General features: G+C 62.5%; 21 protein-coding genes. 8 read left to right on the top strand and 13 right to left on the bottom strand.

Translation table 11 applies throughout. The features are described 5' to 3' along the window. Positions 1 to 27: 27 nt before the first annotated feature. The gene (nth, locus tag F9929_RS12340) at positions 28 to 876 is read left to right on the top strand and encodes an endonuclease III (RefSeq protein WP_152046892.1); all 849 of its coding nucleotides are present in this window, start codon (positions 28 to 30) and stop codon (positions 874 to 876) included. On the opposite strand, the gene F9929_RS12335 is transcribed toward nth, so the two are convergent. The 6 genes from F9929_RS12335 to F9929_RS12310 all read right to left on the bottom strand — a co-directional run bounded on the left by F9929_RS12335 (position 873) and on the right by F9929_RS12310 (position 6,709). Beyond that, entirely contained in the window at positions 873 to 1,601 is a 729-nt protein-coding gene (locus F9929_RS12335; RefSeq protein ID WP_152046891.1) for a sulfate transporter family protein, read from the bottom strand. The two genes, nth and F9929_RS12335, sit on opposite strands and share 4 nt — an antisense overlap. Next, entirely contained in the window at positions 1,601 to 2,893 is a 1,293-nt protein-coding gene (locus tag F9929_RS12330; RefSeq protein WP_152046890.1) for an NAD(P)/FAD-dependent oxidoreductase, read from the bottom strand. The genes F9929_RS12335 and F9929_RS12330 overlap by 1 nt, the downstream gene beginning before the upstream one ends. Positions 2,894 to 2,944: 51 nt before the next feature. Next, the gene (locus F9929_RS12325) at positions 2,945 to 3,088 is read right to left on the bottom strand and encodes a DUF3096 domain-containing protein (RefSeq protein ID WP_152046889.1); all 144 of its coding nucleotides are present in this window, start codon (positions 3,086 to 3,088) and stop codon (positions 2,945 to 2,947) included. 16 nt (positions 3,089 to 3,104) lie between these two features. Then, entirely contained in the window at positions 3,105 to 3,887 is a 783-nt protein-coding gene (locus tag F9929_RS12320; RefSeq protein ID WP_152046888.1) for a 3-hydroxybutyrate dehydrogenase, read from the bottom strand. 143 nt (positions 3,888 to 4,030) lie between these two features. Next, positions 4,031 to 5,968 carry a methyl-accepting chemotaxis protein gene (locus F9929_RS12315; protein WP_193227733.1) on the bottom strand — a complete coding sequence of 646 codons (1,938 nt, stop codon included), beginning with the start codon at positions 5,966 to 5,968 and terminating at the stop codon, positions 4,031 to 4,033. 465 nt (positions 5,969 to 6,433) lie between these two features. Further along, positions 6,434 to 6,709, bottom strand: coding sequence for a hypothetical protein (locus tag F9929_RS12310; protein WP_152046886.1), 276 nt, complete (start codon positions 6,707 to 6,709; stop codon positions 6,434 to 6,436). 169 nt (positions 6,710 to 6,878) lie between these two features. Here F9929_RS12310 and F9929_RS12305 point away from each other — a divergent pair, with 169 nt between their 5' ends. The 3 genes from F9929_RS12305 (at position 6,879) to F9929_RS12295 (ending at position 8,147) form a co-directional block, all read left to right on the top strand. Next, positions 6,879 to 7,556 (top strand): MarC family protein, encoded by a 678-nt coding sequence (locus F9929_RS12305; RefSeq protein ID WP_152046885.1) that lies wholly within the window; start codon positions 6,879 to 6,881, stop codon positions 7,554 to 7,556. Positions 7,557 to 7,623: 67 nt separating this feature from the next. Beyond that, positions 7,624 to 7,974: a hypothetical protein gene (locus F9929_RS12300; RefSeq protein WP_152046884.1), complete on the top strand. Its 351-nt coding sequence runs from the start codon at positions 7,624 to 7,626 to the stop codon at positions 7,972 to 7,974. Continuing rightward, positions 7,971 to 8,147, top strand: a complete 177-nt coding sequence (locus F9929_RS12295; RefSeq protein ID WP_407922229.1) for a hypothetical protein — start codon at positions 7,971 to 7,973, stop codon at positions 8,145 to 8,147. Before F9929_RS12300 ends, F9929_RS12295 begins: the two co-directional genes overlap by 4 nt. A gap of 10 nt (positions 8,148 to 8,157) precedes the next feature. Here F9929_RS12295 and F9929_RS24685 read toward each other — a convergent pair whose 3' ends face one another. Together F9929_RS24685 and F9929_RS12290 are read right to left on the bottom strand one after the other, a co-directional pair. Continuing rightward, positions 8,158 to 8,286 carry a hypothetical protein gene (locus F9929_RS24685; protein ID WP_268915651.1) on the bottom strand — a complete coding sequence of 43 codons (129 nt, stop codon included), beginning with the start codon at positions 8,284 to 8,286 and terminating at the stop codon, positions 8,158 to 8,160. A 102-nt stretch (positions 8,287 to 8,388) separates the two neighbouring features. Then, complete coding sequence (locus F9929_RS12290) at positions 8,389 to 8,667, bottom strand: hypothetical protein (RefSeq protein ID WP_152046882.1); 279 nt, start codon at positions 8,665 to 8,667, stop codon at positions 8,389 to 8,391. 403 nt (positions 8,668 to 9,070) lie between these two features. Here F9929_RS12290 and F9929_RS12285 point away from each other — a divergent pair, with 403 nt between their 5' ends. The 3 genes from F9929_RS12285 (at position 9,071) to F9929_RS12275 (ending at position 12,577) form a co-directional block, all read left to right on the top strand. After that, a complete protein-coding gene (locus tag F9929_RS12285; protein WP_152046881.1) occupies positions 9,071 to 10,087 on the top strand; it encodes an SDR family oxidoreductase in 1,017 nt (338 codons plus the stop codon). Next, positions 10,087 to 11,082 (top strand): patatin-like phospholipase family protein, encoded by a 996-nt coding sequence (locus F9929_RS12280; RefSeq protein WP_193227732.1) that lies wholly within the window; start codon positions 10,087 to 10,089, stop codon positions 11,080 to 11,082. Before F9929_RS12285 ends, F9929_RS12280 begins: the two co-directional genes overlap by 1 nt. Before the next feature lie 268 nt (positions 11,083 to 11,350). Then, the gene (locus F9929_RS12275; protein ID WP_152046879.1) at positions 11,351 to 12,577 is read left to right on the top strand and encodes a tyrosine-type recombinase/integrase; all 1,227 of its coding nucleotides are present in this window, start codon (positions 11,351 to 11,353) and stop codon (positions 12,575 to 12,577) included. Positions 12,578 to 12,633: 56 nt separating this feature from the next. Here F9929_RS12275 and F9929_RS12270 read toward each other — a convergent pair whose 3' ends face one another. The 5 genes from F9929_RS12270 to F9929_RS24435 form a co-directional block, all read right to left on the bottom strand. Beyond that, positions 12,634 to 13,143, bottom strand: a complete 510-nt coding sequence (locus F9929_RS12270) for a hypothetical protein (RefSeq protein ID WP_152046878.1) — start codon at positions 13,141 to 13,143, stop codon at positions 12,634 to 12,636. 58 nt (positions 13,144 to 13,201) lie between these two features. After that, positions 13,202 to 14,356 (bottom strand): hypothetical protein, encoded by a 1,155-nt coding sequence (locus tag F9929_RS12265; RefSeq protein WP_235919242.1) that lies wholly within the window; start codon positions 14,354 to 14,356, stop codon positions 13,202 to 13,204. A 472-nt stretch (positions 14,357 to 14,828) separates the two neighbouring features. Then, on the bottom strand, positions 14,829 to 16,754 hold the full coding sequence (locus F9929_RS12260; protein WP_235919241.1) for a methyl-accepting chemotaxis protein: 1,926 nt from the start codon (positions 16,752 to 16,754) through the stop codon (positions 14,829 to 14,831). 442 nt (positions 16,755 to 17,196) lie between these two features. Further along, a complete protein-coding gene (locus F9929_RS12255; RefSeq protein ID WP_210251335.1) occupies positions 17,197 to 17,538 on the bottom strand; it encodes an SMR family transporter in 342 nt (113 codons plus the stop codon). Further along, a complete protein-coding gene (locus F9929_RS24435) occupies positions 17,535 to 17,798 on the bottom strand; it encodes a transcriptional regulator (RefSeq protein WP_152046877.1) in 264 nt (87 codons plus the stop codon). The genes F9929_RS12255 and F9929_RS24435 overlap by 4 nt, the downstream gene beginning before the upstream one ends. An 80-nt stretch (positions 17,799 to 17,878) precedes the next feature. On the opposite strand from F9929_RS24435, the gene F9929_RS12245 reads away from it, so the two are divergent. Further along, the coding region (locus F9929_RS12245) for a hypothetical protein (protein WP_152046876.1) at positions 17,879 to 18,623 on the top strand (745 nt) is incomplete at its 3' end.

The following is an 18,623-nucleotide window of genomic DNA, read 5'->3' as shown; positions in this document are numbered from 1 at the left end:
CATCAGGGAAGAGAGATATAGGCGAGCATGGCAGAAAAACCTCCAACCGCGAAGCGCAAGGCGGCTCCGAAGGCCGGCGGCAGATCGTCTCGTGTCGCGCCCGCGAAGAAGAGACCCCAGCCGGTGCCCATCCCTTATTCGCCCGCCGAGGTGGAGGAAATCTTCCGGCGTTTGGCATTCCAGCGTCCGGAGCCGACCTCGGAACTCGAACACCACGACGCCTTCACCCTGCTTTGCGCGGTGGTGATGTCGGCGCAGATGACGGATGTCGGCGTCAATCGCGCGACGCGCCAGCTTTTTCCGCTGGCCGACACGCCGCAAGCCATGGCCGCCATGGACGAAACGGAACTGGCCGGGATCATTCGCAACGTCACCTTCGCGCCGACGAAATCGCGCAATCTCGTGAAGCTCTCTCGGATGCTGATCGAAAAGCACGGTGCCCAAGTGCCGCAGGATCGCGCCGCCCTGGAAGCGCTGCCGGGCGTCGGGCCGAAAACCGCGCGCGTCGTTCTCAATACGGCTTTCGGCGAAGAACACTTGGGCGTCGACACGCATATCTTCCGCATAGGCAACCGACTGAAGATCGCGCCCGGCAAAACGCCGGACGAGGTGGAGCGCGCTTTCGTGCCCATCATCCCGCCGCGATACCTGCGCGACGCGCACCATCTTCTGCTGCTGCACGGCCGCTATGTCTGCAAGGCGCGAAAGCCTGATTGCGCGGCCTGCATCATCGCCGATCTTTGCCGGGCGGACGAGAAGTGGAACGACGTTCCCGCGCCGCTCGTGCAACTGCCGGTCCATGGCCCCGGCCTTCAGGGCACGCCGCAAGGCGGCGGCGCGGTATCGGAGGCTGCGGCGGAAAAAACGGCCTCCTAAGCTGTTGGTCTGGGAAGGGCGAGACCTCCCTCGCGCTGTGAGACGAGATGGTGGAGGTTCACCATCAGCGCAGCGGCGAAAAGCGGCGTCAGGAGATTGAGGATCGGCACCGCCAGAAAGAGCGCGATGGCCGCGCCGCCGGCGAAGACGGTCGCCCTGTTGCGGCGGCGCATGGCCTTGGCTTCTTCCTCCGGCCGATAGCGCATGGCCGCGAACTCGAAATATTCGCGCCCGAGAAGATAGCCGTTGACCGCGAAGAAGGCGACGAGGTTGATCCCCGGCACGAGGAGGAGCGCGAAGGCGAGGAGATTGCCGAGCACCACCACGCCGAAGAATTTCACCGACAGCCAAAGCGCCGGCAGGAGAGGCATCTCGCGGCCGGGCGGGGCGCCGGGATAGCGCTCGCGTTCCACCACCGCCGCGACGTCGTCGAGGAAAAGCCCGGCGATCGCGGCGCTGACGGGCCCGATCAGGAACAGGAGGCCGATGGCGAGCGCCAAACCCGCCGCCCATCCGGCAAGCGTTTCGGCTCCGCTCGCCCAGGCCGGCGGTTCGGGCAGGAACTGCCCGAGCCAGGGCGCGATCGCGGAAGCGAAGACGGTCTCCACCGCGAACCAGAGCGCGACGAGAACGAGCGCCGTGAGGCCGAGCGACTTCCAAAGGGCGGCACGGAAAGGGTGTGAAGGAAGATCGGCGAGCGCGCGCCGGACGGCTGAGAGAAGCATCAGCCGTGGAGCTTCAAGGCCGGGCCGCTCGTCGGCATGATCATGTCGGCGAGGATCGCGACGGAGCCGCGCAACGGCCCCAGCACGGTCCATTGGTGGTCGCGCTCCAGGGCATTGTAGGCCGCCATGGCGAACTGGCCGTGGATCAGGAAATCCTCCTTCTTCTTGCGGCCGCCCAGAACGCCCACCGCGCCCGCATTGCCGAAGGAGATGAGCTGACCCTTGTTCTTGTAGTGGAAGGGTGCCGGTTCTTCGCCGGCCACGATCTTCGGAAGCGCCTTGGCGAGATAAGCGGCTTCCTGGCTCGCGACCTGCGCGGTCGGGGGAAGCGGCCGCTCGGCACCCTTTGGCGTCAGGCTCGCGGCGTCGCCGATCACGTGGATCAGCGGATCGACCGTCGAGCGCAGACGGTCGTCCACGAGGATGCGGCCCTTCTTGTCGATCGCGAAATCGGCGAGCCTGGAGAGAACCGGAATGCCGATCAGGCCCGCCGCCCACATGGTGGCGTCGGATGGATAGCTCGCGCCGGACGCCGTTTTCACCGCGCCCGCCTCGACTTCCGAGACCTTGGCGTTGGTCACGACATCGATGCCGAGCGCGTCGAGCCGCTCCAGAACGCGGGCGCGCAGCTTCGTTTCGGACCCCGGCATGATCTCGGGCGCCGCTTCCAGAATGGTGATGCGCAGGAGCCGGTCCCGGTCTTCCGGGTGGCCATCGCGCTCGAAGAAGCTGTCCTCGGCCTGACGGAGATTGGCGGCGAGCTCGGTGCCCGTCGCGCCCGAGCCGATGATGACGATGCGCGCCGGTCGCTTGGTTTCCCGCGCCCCGATCATCAGGGCGACGAAGGTCTGGCGGAAGGCATCGGCATCGTCGCGCGTGTCGAGCGCATAGGCGTGTTCCTTCACGCCGGGCGTGCCGAAATCGGCGGTGATGCCGCCGAGCGCCACGACGCAGCGATCGAAGGGAATGGAGCGCTCCGGCGCGACGGTTTCCTGGCGCGCATCCTCGAACCGCTTCAGGACGACGTGGCGCGTCGCGCGGTCGATGGCGGAAACCTCGCCCTGCTCGAAGCGAAAGCCGCGCATTCCGGCCAGCATGTAGAAGCTGATCTCGGTGAGCGACGTATCCACCGTGCCGGCGGCGAATTCGTGCAACCTCGGCTTCCAGAGATGGGCGCCGACCCGGTCCACCAGCGTCACGTCGAAGGTGCTGCGGGAGGCGAGGGCGCAGGCGAGTTCCAGGCCACCGGACCCGCCGCCGAGGATGGCGACTCTCGTTTTGGCGCTCGTCATCCTCGTTTCACGCTCCTTCTCGGGGCTTGGATGCAGGGGGCGGGAAGGCGTTCAAAGCCCGAGCTGCGGGCCGAACAGGCCGGTGACGCCGACAACGATGAGATAGATCGCGACGATGAAGTTCAGGAGGCGCGGCATCACGAGGATCAAGATCCCGGCGATGAGCGCGATCAGCGGCTGAATGGTGATGACCATGGTTCGGAAGGCTCCTTCAGCCCATATGCCAGCCGTGGCTGACGGTGATCGACTGGCCGGTAAAGGCGTTGGAGCGGAAGCCCGCGAGAAACACGGCGGTGTCGGCGACGTCTTCGGGCGTGGTGAACTCGGCATCCACCGTGTCCTTCAGCATCACCTTGGCGATCACGTCCGCCTCGCTGATCCCGAGTTTCTCGGCCTGTTCGGGAATCTGCTTGTCGACGAGAGGCGTTCGCACGAAACCGGGGCAAATGACGTTGGAGCGAACGTTATGCTTGGCGCCCTCGATGGCCATGGTGCGCGACAGGCCGAGAATGCCGTGCTTGGCGGCGACATAGGCGCTCTTCAACGGCGAAGCGCGATGGCTGTGGACCGAGCCCATATAGATCAGGGAACCAGACCTTTGCGGGTACATGTGCCGGACGCAGGCCTTGGTGAGAAGAAAAGCGCCGCCGAGATGGATGTCGATCATCCGGCGAAATTCGGCGTAGGGGAACTCCTCGATCGGGTGGACGATCTGGATGCCGGCATTCGACACCATCGTGTCGATCCGGCCGAAACGGGCCGCGACCGCTTCCGTGCCACGCTCCACTGCTGCTTCGTCGGCGACGTCCATGGAAACGGCGATGGCCTCGGCGCCGATCTCCTCGATCTGGGACACTGTCGCCGCCGCGCCCGCCTCGTTGATGTCGCAGATGCCGAGCCTTGCGCCTTGGCGCGCGAAGGCGAGCGCGATCGCCCGGCCGATGCCCGATCCCGCGCCCGTGACGAGCGCGACATTGCCCCGAAGTTCGCTCATGCCTCATCGACCTCCGCGTTCCGGAAAACCGTTTTCCGGCCGCCCACGGTTGCCAGAATGGGGCGAGGATCGAGACCGGCAAGATCAAACCGGTCTCGATGGAGAGCGAAGACGAGGATGGGGGCCGAAACTCCTCGGCCCGATCAGAACTCTTCCCAGTCGTCCTGCCGGGACTGGGCCTGGGCGAGGGGCTTCATCTGCGGTGCGGATGCGCGAGGGGCGGGAGCCCGGCGCATCGGAGCGGGCGCGGCGGGAGCGCGCCTTGCCGCCGCCACGCTGCCGGCATTGGCCGCCGAGCCGGTGCGGAAGCGCTCCATGCCGGCCGCCAGATCCTCCGTTTCGCGCGACAGGCTCTGCGCGGCCGCCGTGGTTTGTTCCACCATGGCCGCGTTCTGCTGCGTGACCTTGTCCATCTGGTCGGCCGCCACCGACACCTCGCGAAGCGCCACCGCCTGCTCGCGCGCGCCGCCCGCGATCTGCGACACGAGGCGGCCCATGGCGCCCACCGTGTCCACGATCTCCTCCAGGCTCTTGCCCGAAGCCGTCACCAGATCCACGCCCTCGCGAACCTGACCCGACGAGGTCGAAATGAGGTCCTTGATCTCCTTGGCGGCTTCCGCCGAACGCTGCGCCAACCCGCGCACTTCCTGCGCCACCACCGCGAAGCCCCGGCCGGCTTCCCCGGCGCGCGCCGCCTCGACCCCGGCATTGAGGGCGAGAAGGTTCGTTTGGAACGCGATCTCGTCGATCACGCCGATGATCTTGCCGATCTGGTCCGACGAGCGCTCGATGCCGTCCATGGCCGCCACCGCCCGCTCCACGATGGCGCGGCCCTTGTCGGCCGAGCGCTGCGCCGAGCCGGCCGTTCCCTGCGCTTCGCTCGCCGCTTCCGCCGTGCCGTTGACGCCGCGCATCACCTCGGCCAGCGCCGCCACGGTTTCCTCCAGGCTCGCGGCCTGCTGTTCGGTGCGCTGCGACAGGTCGCCCGCCGCCACCGTGATCTCGCTCAAGCCCCCGCGGATGGAGCCGACCGAGCCCGTCACCGAGCCGATGGCCCCTTCCAGTTGTGCGACGGAGGCGTTGAACTGCTGGCGGATCGGCTCGAACTCGGGCGCCACCGCCCCGTCCATGCGCACCGTCAGGTCGCCCGCCGCCAGCCGCTCGAAGCCCGCCTCGACGCCGTGCACGAAGGCGCGAAGGTCCTCGGCCTTGGCATTGTCGATCACGGCCTGGCGCTCGGCGCTCGTGGCCTGCGCTTCGCGCGAAGCCCGCGCTTCCTCCTCCAGCCGCGTCCGCTCCAACCCTGCATCCTTGAACACCTGAACCGCCCGCGCCATCGACCCGATCTCGTCGCGACGCTCGACGGCCGGAACGGCGACGGTGCCGTCTCCGCCGGACAGCTTCGCCATCGTGTCGCGCAAGGCCTTGATCGGACGCGCGATCGAGCGGTCCAGAGCGAATGCCAGAACCACGGCGACGGCGAAAAGCGAGCCGAAGCCGGCGACCAGAACGAGAAGCATCGTCTGGTTGCTGGATTTCAGGTCCGCTGCCGCGCCCACGAAGGCGTCCTTCTCGGACCCACGAAGATTGTCGACGATCGCTTCGGACGGATCGAGATAGGTGCCCGCCTTGTCGGAGGTGACGAGCGCGACGGCTTCGGCGGTTCGCGCCGGGTCGGCGCCGAGCGCGAGCGCCGGCTTGGCGATGTCGTTCAGCCAGCCGTTCATGTGGGTTTCGAGTTCGGCGAGCTTGGGGAGGATTTCGGGACGCCCGGCCGCTGCCTTCCGCGCTTCGTCGAGGAAGCCGAGAAAGGTCTTGTTATGTTTCAGGACGCGCTCCGAATAATAGGTGTCGCGCGTCAGAAGGTAACCGCGCAGCGAATTCTCCTGGCGGGTCATGGAGAAACGCAGATCGGCCGCCACAAGCTGCATTTCGGCATGGGCGATCCCGCTTTCGCTTTCCCGGTTCACCGACAGGGCGTTGGCATAGATGGCACCCCCCATCGCGAGGACGACGGCAAGAAGAAGAACGAAGGATAGTCCGATCTTGCGCGCAAGGCTCAGTCGATTCAGCAAGCTCACCTGTGCCGTCCCTTGAAGGCTCGCAAAAACCGGTCCCATGCCGCCTCGAGCGGTTCAAGACTAGACGGGCTTCTCTTAACGTTGAGTGAGTCCGCCTTTAGCTAGCTGAATCGGAAGGCTTTTCCGTCGCAGGGATTGCAACTGAAGCGGGCGGTTCGGGATGGCTCGGAGAGCGGGAAGAAAAGGCCGGAAGAGCGTTTCGCGCCGACGAGATGGACGGCACTCGTCACCGGTGAGCATCTGCGTGATGCTTGCCTGCAGGGCGTCATGACGGGAGTGGGCAATCGGTCCGGTGCGTCGCAGGACGGGTCGGACGTCGGGCATCGCCCGGACCAGAATGCCTGGTGACCTTATGGCGGTGAACCATGACAGGTCTATGAAGGATGGACGGAATATACTTCGCGAGCGAAGCATCTCCGTCGGTCTTCCACGTCTCGACCGGGCTGGAAACGGCGCGTCGCCACGTCAATCCGTGTTGGCCGCATCCACGAAGGCGCGCAGCGGATAAAGAGTGCCGGTTCGACCGAAGCCGGCAGGCCGCGCTTGATCGGGATAGGCGTAGCAAGGCGAGCGGGCCTCGGCGGTGGGGTCCTTGCGGGTTCCGCGCTCGTGGATCGGGGTGAACTGGCGGATCGAGGCGCAACGCGCTTCCTCCGGGCCATAGGCCTCGTAGGGAACCACGGTGCTCGTGCATCCCGCAAGAAGAAGGGCGGCGCCAGCGAGCCCTAGACAACGGACCATCGTGAAAATCCTTTGGATACCCTGCCGCGAAACGATGGGCCGGACTTGCGGCAAAGCCGTCGGCAGGCCCGTAATCGCCTGGGAAGCGCAAGGGTTGCATGGAGCCGCGTTTCCATCCGATACGTCACCCAAGGTCATGACGGGTTTTCACGTTCGCGGGGATGATGGCATGTCGCTGTGGCTGGATTTTTCCCAGTTCTTTCTTCTGGCCTTCTCGGCGCTCTTCTCCATCATCAATCCCTTGAGCGGCGCTCTGATCTTCGGCCAGTTGACGGCCGGGCGAAGCCATGGCGAGCGCGTGGTTCTGGCCAAGCGCATCGCCGTTTATTCCGCCGCCTTGATCCTCGGCTCGCTTTGGTTCGGCGTTTATGTCCTGAACTTCTTCGGCATCACGGTCGCGGCCCTGCGCATCGGCGGCGGCATCGTCGTGGCCGCCGCCGCCTGGCAGATGCTCTACGCCCCAGAAGCGCGGGAAGAGCGCAAGGAAAGCCAAGCCGGCGAGGCGATGGATGCGCAGGACCCCGCCTTCTTTCCCCTCACCATGCCGATGACCACGGGACCCGGCACCATCTCCGTCGCCATTGCGCTGAGTTCGAATCGTCCGGGTCTCGGGGGGCAGTTCCCGGTCTTCTTGGCCGCGACATCCGCCGCCGCGCTCGCGGTCGCCCTGACGATCTGGATCAGCTACCGCTTCGCCGACAGGATCACCGACCTTCTCGGCCGGGCGAGGGCGCAGATCGTCAGCCGCCTCGCGGCCTTCATGCTGCTTTGCGTGGGCGTCCAGATCACGCTGAACGGGGTTATGGAAACGCTGCGCTCCGCCGGTATCGGTTCCGCGCCGTCCTGATCATGCGAAAGCCTCGTCGGAACGCGCACCGTCCTTCCCGGCTTATGCAGCCAAAGAGGAGACGCGAATGGCGATCGAACAAGGCAAGGGCGAATTGAAGGGAACGGATGCGCCGGGCTTCGGCGACGAGAACACGCGCCGCGCGGCCCCGCCGCAGGCCGCCGCCCAATCGGCCGACGCCGAAACGGTGGCCGAGGAATTCGACGGAATGGACAACGACCTCATCGACATGGGCAGCTTCGGCGCGCCCGGAACCGGACGGGGCACGCAGACCGGGGGAGCCGGCGAAAGACTGCGCCCCACGCCGTCTTCGACCGCGGAGGGCGAAGACGAGGGAGAGGATCTGGACGAAACGAGCGCCGGCGGGCTGCAATATCCCGACGATGTTCCGACCAGCCACCCGGAGGAGAAATCGTGAGCACCGAGAGTCAGATTCGCGAGGCCATCGTCGAGGAACTGAAGCGACAAGCCGCCAACAAGCCTTCGGAACTGAAGGTGCAGGCGAGCGACGAGATCGTCACCGTGAACGGCGCGATCGATCTCGACGATCTGGTGATGGTGGTGCTCGGATCGGTCGCGGGCGGACCTTGAACGTCGAGCCTCAGCGCCCTTCGTCGAAGCAGGTCGGCCAAAGGCTGGCGTCCCAGTAACGCTTGGCCAAGCGCAGAAGGCCTGCGCCCGCAACGAGGGAAAGTGCGGACGCGGGAATCAGGAAAAGCGCGACGCTCATCAAGGAGGCTTTCAGCCGGCGGGAGGACGGCTGCACCATAATCGCAAAGGTTTATTATCGCAATAAACAATTGCGCGGCATCTTCATCAATTCCCCGAAACGCTAGGGCTGCGCTTCGTCCTGCCGGGGGGTGTCCTCCACGCTCGACACCGTCGCGGCGGAAGAGCGCTCGGCACCGTTTTCCGCTTTGGATTCGAGCGAACCGGCGCGTCCGGCTTCGGTGACCTCAATCTCCCCGGTTGTGGGGACCCGCACGGCCAAGCCGCGGGACACGAGTTCCTCGGCGGCGGCCCTGTCGAAGGCACCAAGGCAAGGTGCGCTCCGCAACTGTTTCAGGAGAACCATCGCTTCCTGCGACAGGACATCGTTTGACATCATCATGATTCCCGAACATTCCGACCGCCTGCGGAAGCACGCGAAAGGCGGATCGGCTGGATGCGCCATTGGCCCTATCGGCCTCGATCTTTGGGAGAAATGATCGGGCAGGCCGGAGTGTTCCCGATCGAAGGCCTTTGCGGGAACCCCGGAAAAAGATGCTGCCGGCTCTTCTAACCGTTGTTTTTGAACGAGTTGTTTCGGCGTTCCGCCCTTTTTATCGTTGAATCCAGAGCCTCGACAATTCTTCAGCGGCTAACGAATACTCCGCGTCAACTGCGGCGAGGGCCAGGAAGGGTTCGCCGTCGCTCCGGTCGCCTCGCCCGGAGTGAAAGGATCGAAGACGCGCCGCATCCGTTGTTCGCCCGCCGCCCGGCTTCGGGCCGGACGGAAGCCCGAGCGAGAACTCATGAAACTGAAACCCCTTCGCGACCAGGTCCTGGTTCTCACCGGAGCGACCAGCGGAAACGGGCTCGAGATCGCGGAGGAAGCGGTGCGGCGCGGCGCGGCCGTTTTTCTCGTCGCCCGAAACGCGGCGGCGCTCACCGAACTCAAGGCGCGTCTCGAAAGGAGGGGAGGCCGCGTCGCGATCCTGGCCGCGGACGTCGCCGAGGAAGGATCGGCCGAGCGAATCGCGGAGGCAGCCGCTCTCGCCTTCGGTGGTTTCGACAGTTGGATCAACAATGCTGCGACAGGCGCCTATGGCACGCTGGAACAGGTGCCGGTCGCCGATCACCGCCGCATCTTCGACGTGAACTATTTCGGCGTCCTTCACGGCTCGCTCGCCGCCGCGCGGCACCTGCGGGCACGGGGCGGCGGCGCCATCGTCAATCTCGGCTCCATGCTGTCGGATCGCGCGATCCTGCAGCAGGGGCCTTATTGCGCCACCAAGCACGCCGTGCAGGCGCTCACCGACACGCTCCGCATGGAACTCGAACGGGAAGGGGCCAATATCTCGGTGACGCTGGTGAAGCCCGCCGCGATCGACACGCTCTTTCCCGAGCATGCGCGCAACTACATGGACACGCCGCCGCGCCTGCCGCCGCCGCTTTATCATCCGAGCGTCGTCGCCGACGCGGTGCTTTTCGCCTGCGCCCATCCGCGCCGCCAGCTTTATGCCGGCGGCTTCGGCCCGTTCGGATCGCTCGGGTCCCTTCTCGCGCCGCGCCTTACCGATCTCATGATGGAACTCGTCGGAACGCGAATGCAGCAGAAGCGAAACGACCCCGGCGACCCGGCAAGGCGCGACAACCTCTACGAGCCGCGCGCCGACGGCAGCGTCCGGGGAAGCCAGAACGTCCTCGCCCGCCGCTCCAGTTTGGCTTTGCAGATCCAGAAACTGCCCGTTTCCGCATGGGCGCTGCCCCTTGCGGCTGCAGCCACGCTTCTCGCCCGCGCCGCTCTGCGCCGCGCGCGGCGCCGGTGATGCGAGGAGAGGGGCTGGAAGCGGGCCGCGACTTCGACCTCGTCCTGATCCTCAGCGGCGGCAACGCGCTCGGCGCTTTCCAAGCAGGCGTTTACGAAGCGCTTCACGAGGCGGGGCTCGAACCGGACTGGATCGTCGGCACCTCGATCGGAGCGATCAACGGTGCGCTGATCGCCGGAACCGAGCCCGCCCGCCGCGTGGAAGCGCTGCGCGCATTCTGGCGCTCGCCCTTCGATGGCGGGTTCGGGTGGACTTTCGCGTCGGATACCTTCCGCCGGACGGCTGCGGCGAACTGGACGGTGGCAGTGGGGCGCTCGGGCCTGTTCGGTCCGGTCCTGTCCGGCACCGCCGGGCCGGCGATCTATGAAACCCAGCAGCTTCGGCGAACGCTTCTTGCGAGCGTGGATTTCGACCGCCTCAACACGGGAGGCTGCCGCTACACGGCAACGGCGGTGGATCTCGAATCGGGCGAGGATGTCGCGTTCGACAGCGCCGAGCGGCGGGTTGAGGCCGATCATGTGCGGGCCAGCGCCGCGCTTCCCGTTCTGTTTCCACCCGTGGAGATCGACGGGCGATGGATGGTGGATGGCGGAGTTTCCGCCAACCTCGCCCTCGACCCGTTCTTCGTCACCCCTCCGGTGCGAGCGACATTCTGCATCGCGGTGGATCTCCTGCCGCTGGCGCAGCGCCGACCCCGCACGATCGGCGAAGCGGGAAGCCGTATGCAGGACCTCCTTTTCGCGGCGCAGTCCCGCCATGCGCTGGCCCGTTGGCGCGATGCCTACGCTTCCCATGGGGAGCCCGGCATCACCTTCGCCAAGCTGACCTATGCGCGGCAGGAAGACGAGATCGTCGGCAAGGCCCTCGACTATTCGGCCACCACGCTCGAAACGCGCTGGCAAAGGGGCCGCGACGAAGCCGAAAGCCTGTTGCAGGCGATTCGTGACGGCAAACTCCCGCTGCGCGGACCGGGCCTGCGCATCCATGAAGGATGACGGTATCGACGAACGGCGATCAGGTCGCGTTGGAGTGCGATGGTCCGAGAAAACATTCCAGAAGGAGGAATGCTTCGGGAGTTATGCGAGATGGAGGAGATTATGAAGGAGTGGTGGAGCTAAGCACCACCGAACCGATGTATTCCGGCGTTCGCTGATGTGTCTGAATGCCCTGTCGCGTATGGTATGACATTCTCTGGGTGTGCGCCGTTGTTCCTCATGATATCCGGTCATCCCCACTTCAAAGTGGGGAAGGAAGTGGGGAAGGATGGCGCGCAGCTCTAGCAAGCTCACCGATACCGGCATCAAGTCGAGCAGCCTGAAGCCCGGCCGGCATTCGGACGGGGCAGGGCTCTACCTCAACGTTTCGCCTGCCGGCTCGAAGTCCTGGCTGTTCATGTGGACGCGGGACGGCAAGCGGCGCGAGATGGGCATGGGCGCCTATCCCGGCATCGGGCTCGCCAAAGCCCGCAAGATGGCCGCCGAATGCCGCGAACTCGTTGCCGAAGGCAGAGACCCGATCGCCGAGCGCGAGAAGGATGCCGAGCCGACCTTCGGCGAATGCGCGGACATGGTGATCGCCTCGATGGAAGGATCGTGGCGCAACGAGAAGCACCGCTACCAGTGGAACCAGACGCTCGGGCCGTCCTACTGCAAGGCCATCCGCGATCGGCGCATCTCGCTCGTGAGCACGGATGACGTTCTGAAGGTTTTGAAGCCGATCTGGAAGACGAAGACCGAAACAGCTTCCCGCCTGCGCGGCCGGATCGAACGTGTTCTCGACTTCGCCAAGGCGAAAGGCTGGCGAACAGGTGAGAACCCGGCCCTTTGGCGCGGGCATCTATCGAACATCCTGCCGTCGCCAAAGCAGCCGGACGCGCATTTCGCGGCCATGGCTTACGAGGACGTGCCGGCTTTCCTCATTCGTGTTCGGGAAGCAGAGGCGTTGGCAGCACGAGCTCTTGAGTTCACCATCCTAACGGCTGCGCGCTCGGGTGAGACATTGGGTGCCCGATGGAGCGAGATTGACCTGAAAAAGGCTGTGTGGACGATCCCGGCCAACCGCATGAAAGCCGGAAAGGAGCACCGCGTCCCGCTGTCAGGGCGCGTCGTGGATATCCTGCGCGCACTCCACGAGGCGCGAACCGAGGAGTTTGTCTTCCCCAGCCTCCAGCGTCGCGATCCGCTGAAGCCCTGCAAGCCGCTTTCCAACATGGCGATGATGATGTTTCTCCGCCGGCTTAAGGTGGACGTGACAGTGCACGGCTTTCGCTCGGCTTTCCGTGACTGGTGTGGGAACGAGACGAGCTATCCACGGGAGGTCGCCGAACAGGCGCTCGCACATCACGTGGGCGATGCTGTCGAGCGGGCCTATCGCCGTGGTGATGCGCTGGAGAAGCGCCGGCAGCTAATGGAGGCTTGGGCAGCGTACCTGACGCCATCAGATGTAGGTAACATCACCGAGTTGCGGCCAGCGGACACCCGGACGGCATAACTCCGAATGGTGCCATATAACCCAAAGGTGTAGTAAAAATATGGGCAGGCCGTCACTCAGCCCTTCACGAGCGACACGCCGATCTGACGTTCAATCACCGGTTTAGCGGAAGCGAATGCACGCTCGGTGTCTGCAAAACGGCTAGCAAGGTATTGCAGGTCATCTATCTTCTTCGTCTTCAGTATCTCCGTTTTCAAATTGGTCAGGGCTGCCTGATACGATGAAATCTTCTCAATGCTGTCCGGATCAAGTCCGAGCTTGAACGTCTCGAGCGCTCCGTACATTTTGACAAGTTCTCCGCTCAGGTCTCTTCGCAGCGCGTCGTCTGTTTTCTTTCCCGTCGATAACTGGTATGAAAGTTTGTCCAGATTGATCGCTACTGCCTGTGCGGAACCTGACACGTTCCCATAAGCGGTAAGCATGCGCTCTTCGAAGCGAGCAATACGCGCTTGTTCGAGCCCATAGAAAGCGGCCCACACAGTGCCACCCCCTGATACGAATACCGTTAAGAGTGTTTTGATGAAATTTTGACGTGCCCAATCCGCGAAGCGAGTGAAGACAGACATAACTAGCGCACTCCCTCCTTAGAATTGATGCCGGCTTCTTAAATATGGTACTAATTGATCAATTTTCGATGTCGGCTGGCGGCAGTTGTTGCTTGCCGTCTACGTCTTCCGCAAGGTGGGCCTTCGTTTTAAGGCCAACAGCATCATTCACCCTCATCTGCTTTTTACAGACCTTTTGCCACCAAAGGTCGGCGTTCAGAACCATTCGCATACTCTGCTGAATGTCGCGTTCCAATCCATCGTCACAGATCGAGCGTGTCGCGTTTGCCGAGTTCTGGATCCTGACGCCAGCCGCATCGGCTGGGTCTACCGCAGAACTGGCGAAAACAGTCATCGCCGATATGAAGCCAGCGAGCGCAGCATCTCGCAACGGTCTACCGAAAAAGCCGGGCGAATGCACCTCAATGCTGATGTCGCCAAACATTTCATAGTTATAAAACTCGTCTAGGCCATCTTGAGGATCAAGAGCCAGAAATTCGTCTAGCTTGTTCTGTTTCAGGGCTGCATACATCGCCCCATAAAGATTTGTTAGAAAAAGTGCGTCGGTCAGGTCCTTTTGATCTACAACACTTTCCGTAATCTCCATGAAAGTTCCAGAACGATCGCCGTAAACGTAATCCCCATACGCGTGCTCGTAGAATTCATGTCGTGAGGCGTCCTCATGAACACGTATCAACGCCTGTCGGTTTTGCATCAGCTGTATCTGACGCTGACCAAATTCATACTTTGGTTGGTTTCTGTCGAGAAACTTTACCCGACGGGCAGGCACGGGATCAATATAGCGACCAGGACGTACAGTGAACTTGGGGTCAAATTCCTCCGTGAACTCGGCCAGCATTACGTCAGTGTTGTAGCCGGAACCTGGGATAATTATTAGATCCCCTGGCTTTGCGCTTTTATACAGGGTCTCGGCTTCGCGCATAAAACGTGCAGGTTTAGCTGTCGCAGCCTCGTAATCTTTTAGGTCCGTAGAGGGGCGATCTGGCTTGATCCGCTGGCGGTTCCAAGCAGCGAGAGTTCTTGCCAGCCGCAAACGATTTCGTACCTCCGGCGAGGTCAGATCAGGCGCACTCTGTAGGTTGGCGCCGGGAAGATCTAAAAAAACCGCATCGAAATGGCGGAAATCGCTATAAAAACGCTTTCCGTCCCCGGGGTGCAGAACGAAAATTTGGTGATCAGGGTCAATGACCTTTAGTGCTGGATCAAAAATCATTCGTCGGCAACTTCCCTCTGCTTACGCGAGAGGATTGTATTGAATAGGCTGCGTCAACCATGCGTTCTGGTGCTTCCCCACCTCTTTCACCGCAGCCGACAAAGGTTACGAGCGCCACGCTTGCTTGAGCGCCTGATCGAACCACCGCTCTGCATCCTCCTGCGGTCCAATTCTAGATTGGAACTGGAGAAGAGATCCTAAGCCTCCGGCCTCAAGCCATGATGCAGAGGTCGAAAAGCTGGGATGGCTATCCGGTATCGCCGAAGCATTCGTTTCCTTCGCCCATTGATGGTATAGGTTGCGGATTAGCGGTTCAGCTTCGGTTTTCGTCGTAATGTCTGCTGCTCATCATCGGCACCACCCCGCTCTGCCAATCTAGCAGGGAAGCGCGCCAGCCGAAGCCGACGCGCCCCATGTCATATGCGCCAGTTGCGCTCCAAGTGGTTCTCGAACGTCACTGCTCGCGGTGGGCTCAGAACTCCGCCCATTCGTCTCGGGCGGTCCGCGTCTGCTCGGTTTGGCGCATTTGTCGGACGGGAACGGAAGCGTTGCGCACAGTAGAGCGCGGCGATGCGGATGCTCTGGCACCCCTGGCGGCGGAGGCCCCGTTCGCTCCGGCGGCTGTCTGAAAGCGCTCGGTTAGTTGCGCTAACTCTTCCGTTTCGCTGGAAAGCGATTGCGCGGCGGCCGTCGTCTCTTCCACCATTGCCGCGTTCTGTTGCGTGACCTTATCCATCTGGTCGGCAGCAGTGGAGACTTCGCGGAGGCTGACCGACTGTTCGCGCGCGGAGTGCGCCATCTCGGCGACGACGGTCGCAACACCTCCGACCTGCGCCACGATCTGCTCGAGCGAGCGGCCCGAGGCGGATACCAGCTCTACGCCTGCTGCAACTTGCGCTGACGAAGTCGAGATGAGGTCCTTGATCTCTTTCGCCGCTTCCGCCGAACGCTGCGCCAGTCCGCGCACTTCCTGTGCTACCACCGCAAAACCCCGGCCAGCCTCACCGGCGCGCGCCGCCTCCACGCCCGCATTGAGTGCAAGGAGGTTCGTCTGGAAGGCGATCTCGTCAATGACCGAAATGATGTTGCCGATCTTGTTAGAAGACGTTTCGATCTGAGCCATTGCCGCTACCGTCTGTGCGACCACCGCGCCGCCCTTTTCGGCTTCCCTTTGTGCCAAGGTTGCGGCCGCGCGAGCGTCGTCCGCGCTTTGCGCCGTACCGTTCACGCCACGGGCAACTTCGGACAACGCGGCCACTGTCTCCTCAAGGCTCGCAGCCTGCTGCTCCGTGCGCTGAGACAAATCGCTTGCGGCCACAGTGATCTGGTTGAGGCCAACGCGCATTGATCCAACGGCCCCTACTACCGAGCCGATCGTGTCTTCGAGCTGCTCAACAGAGGCATTGAACTTGGCGCGGATCGGCTCGAACTCGGAGGCGACGGCTTCGTTCATTCGGACCGTCAGATCGCCGGAGGAGAGCCTGTCAAAGCCGGCCTCGACGGCGTGGACGAACACACGAAGATCTTCCGCCTTCGCGTTGTCGATCGCTGCCTGCCGTTCCCGGCTCGTTGCCTGCGCGTCACGAGCGGTAGCCGCTTCCAGCTCCAACTGCTTATTTTGGTGCGCCGCGTCTTTGAATACCTGCACAGCCTTCGCCATCGCGCCTACTTCGTCACGGCGGTCTGTGCCTTCAACGGCGACGTCTAGATGACCTTCTGCAAGGTCTTTCATTCTGCTGGAAAGCAGGGATAGAGGTTTTGTAATGCCCTTCGAAGCGACAGTGATCGCTCCAAAGATGCCGAAGATCATGCCCAAAAGCGTACCGGCCACCAGGATATAGATCGTGGACCAGGTGCTAGATGTCAGGCGATCCGCCTCTGACTGTGTTTCCTTGAGGAACCGATCCCGGAGTTCGCGGTAGTCTGAGGCAAATTGTAAGCTGGCGAGATCGAGCTCGCCCAAAATGGGCTTCGCTACCGCGTCCTGATTGGTCAACCCGGCTGCAACGACCTGCTTTGATAGATCGATGATTTCGTTGAATTCAGATCTGATCTTGGCGACAGCTTCTTCGCTGTCTGGAAAAGCCTTCGAAACATCGTCTAATAGTGCACCCGTAGCGTTGATGGCTTCAACGCGCATGTTGGCTGCAACCTTCGCTTCGTTGCTTGCGCCGTCGTAGGCGAAAACCTTGTATGATGCGTAGGCAATTTCGCTTGCGTTTCGACCAGCTCGTACAAGATCCACGACAGCTGTGTCTTGGTCAGTCACCAGTCGGGAATACTCCCGGTCGATCCTGGCAATCTGAAGGGCGGCGAGGCTGGACAACGCCAGGCCAATAAAGCTCACCCCAACAACGGTTGCGATGATCTTCGTAGAGATCCGGAAGTTCTTCAGCATGGCGACACAGCGCCTTTCCGCCAGCATGCATCGGCTGGCTTTGCAGGTGCGGTCGGTATCGTACCGATATTATGGACAGATGATTAAGTTCACTGCACTCTGCCACATGGTCTAGTGCCGTAGGCAGCGGTCTTTAGCGGGGAGCCGGACTACTCAGACGTCAACTGATTGCAAGGCCTACCTGATATCGACAAACGCAGTTGTTGACGATCAATAGGTTATTATTCGCACCTATAATTCCTCGCTCGTCAGGCGCGCAATTTTATCGTCCCTAGGTTCTATAGCTATCTACTCAGATAGCATGTTTCACAATGCTGGAATTTAGTCTGCTCGGGGGGCCTCTCCATGGCGCCCGGTAACTCTCGGTCCTGATGTGCTCAAGCCTTCCACAACCTCGTTCTACGCCGGTATCGTCCGAGTTTGACCTCGACATCAATAGTCATCAATGCGGCATGGATTTCGAGAACAGATTGATGACGAGCACGCCGGCCATAATAAGGCCAAGCCCAACAATGGCTGGAGCGTCCAGCGTCTGCTTAAACCAAAACCAAGCTACCATCGTGATCAGGACAATGCCTAGTCCCGACCATATCGCATAGACCACGCCTGTCGGCATTGCGCGAAGCGGGAAGGATAAAAACCAGAACGCTGCGGTGTAGCCAACAACGGCGATCAAACTCGGTGCGAGCCGTGAGAAGCTGTCAGAGCGGGCGAGGGCCGTCGTAGCGATTACCTCGGCAACGATCGCGGCAATGAGAAACAAGTAGGCCTTCGCCGAACTCACGATGCCGCAGGATCTTTCCGCAGCCTCACCCCCGGCCCGTCTCCGTTCTCCGCTATGAAGATGACGCCTGCGGCTTCGAGGGCCCGCATGACGGCGGCTACGTTATTCGCCATTCCGTTTGCAGGACCTTCGCTAGCTTCCATTCGACGTAGGGTCGGTACTGAAATGCTCGCGCTTAACGCCAACTCAGCTTGAGCAATCCCAGCCAATGTACGTCCTGCTGCAATCTGACGACCAGTTGCGTGATATTTATCGCTCATTATGATCGCTAGTGATTGACACGCGCTCGATATGAGCGATATAGATCACATTAGTCGAAATCATTGAGTAGAGCAAGAGTATGCAAAACGCCTCCATCCAGGCGACCGGCGAAGCTTTGCCCGTCGTCACCCGCCGCTCCTTCCTCAGCACGACTGCCGGTGTCGGGGCTGCTGCGATCGCGTCCGGTGGTATCGCCGTTGCCGCCCAGGCGATCCCCGACGACAAGTCGAGCGCCATCAACGCTCTTTTCGAGGACTATCTTGCCGAGAAACGGCGATACTGGGCTCTTTCCTCGGAACGTAAGCAAGCCGATGCGCGCCTTCCTGCCTGGGCGAAGCCTGGTCCGAGAGAGATGAACCCGGACGGCAGCAGAGGGGGCATTATCGTCGGTTGGCCCGAATTGGCCGAGCCTTTGGTGCCAAATCCTGAACAGTCGGGCATCAAGGTCTTGATCCGCCCCTCGCTGCATGATGCCTGGAAAGCCGCGCGCGAGACCATCTACGACGGGCCGTTCGTCGTCCGGAATGAGGACGGCACCATGACGGTGCTGAAACCCGCGCCCGTGTTCGGAGAGAAGCGCCGCGCCGCTCGCCTGCGTGGCTATCAGACGGTCCGCGAGGTCATAGGCCGCGTTCGCCAGCAGCGTGAAGAGCAAAGGAAGGTCGGCTTGCCGCACCTCGATGCTGAGATGGATGCTTCATGCGATCGAAGCGACGCAATCGAACGCAGCATTCGTGAACTCGCAACCGGTTTCAGTTCCGCTGAGATCGCCGCCGTCTCTCTGTTCGAATTCATGTACGGCGCGGAAGACTTCCCGCTCTCGC

It is taken from the genome of Aureimonas psammosilenae (genome assembly GCF_009176975.1).
Taxonomy (GTDB): domain Bacteria; phylum Pseudomonadota; class Alphaproteobacteria; order Rhizobiales; family Rhizobiaceae; genus Plantimonas; species Plantimonas psammosilenae.
The sequence above is the reverse complement of the archived record's forward strand: the minus strand, read 5'-3'. Positions and strand labels throughout refer to the sequence as shown.

Coding starts and splice junctions, on each gene's coding strand:
- nth (WP_152046892.1), top strand. CDS start 28: ATGGCAGAAAAACCTCCAACCGCGAAGCGCAAGGCGGCTCCGAAGGCC.
- F9929_RS12335 (WP_152046891.1), bottom strand. CDS start 1,601: ATGCTTCTCTCAGCCGTCCGGCGCGCGCTCGCCGATCTTCCTTCACAC.
- F9929_RS12330 (WP_152046890.1), bottom strand. CDS start 2,893: ATGACGAGCGCCAAAACGAGAGTCGCCATCCTCGGCGGCGGGTCCGGT.
- F9929_RS12325 (WP_152046889.1), bottom strand. CDS start 3,088: ATGGTCATCACCATTCAGCCGCTGATCGCGCTCATCGCCGGGATCTTG.
- F9929_RS12320 (WP_152046888.1), bottom strand. CDS start 3,887: ATGAGCGAACTTCGGGGCAATGTCGCGCTCGTCACGGGCGCGGGATCG.
- F9929_RS12310 (WP_152046886.1), bottom strand. CDS start 6,709: ATGGTCCGTTGTCTAGGGCTCGCTGGCGCCGCCCTTCTTCTTGCGGGA.
- F9929_RS12305 (WP_152046885.1), top strand. CDS start 6,879: ATGTCGCTGTGGCTGGATTTTTCCCAGTTCTTTCTTCTGGCCTTCTCG.
- F9929_RS12300 (WP_152046884.1), top strand. CDS start 7,624: ATGGCGATCGAACAAGGCAAGGGCGAATTGAAGGGAACGGATGCGCCG.
- F9929_RS24685 (WP_268915651.1), bottom strand. CDS start 8,286: ATGAGCGTCGCGCTTTTCCTGATTCCCGCGTCCGCACTTTCCCTCGTT.
- F9929_RS12290 (WP_152046882.1), bottom strand. CDS start 8,667: ATGATGATGTCAAACGATGTCCTGTCGCAGGAAGCGATGGTTCTCCTG.
- F9929_RS12285 (WP_152046881.1), top strand. CDS start 9,071: ATGAAACTGAAACCCCTTCGCGACCAGGTCCTGGTTCTCACCGGAGCG.
- F9929_RS12280 (WP_193227732.1), top strand. CDS start 10,087: ATGCGAGGAGAGGGGCTGGAAGCGGGCCGCGACTTCGACCTCGTCCTG.
- F9929_RS12275 (WP_152046879.1), top strand. CDS start 11,351: ATGGCGCGCAGCTCTAGCAAGCTCACCGATACCGGCATCAAGTCGAGC.
- F9929_RS12270 (WP_152046878.1), bottom strand. CDS start 13,143: ATGTCTGTCTTCACTCGCTTCGCGGATTGGGCACGTCAAAATTTCATC.
- F9929_RS12265 (WP_235919242.1), bottom strand. CDS start 14,356: ATGATTTTTGATCCAGCACTAAAGGTCATTGACCCTGATCACCAAATT.
- F9929_RS12260 (WP_235919241.1), bottom strand. CDS start 16,754: ATGCTGAAGAACTTCCGGATCTCTACGAAGATCATCGCAACCGTTGTT.
- F9929_RS24435 (WP_152046877.1), bottom strand. CDS start 17,798: ATGAGCGATAAATATCACGCAACTGGTCGTCAGATTGCAGCAGGACGT.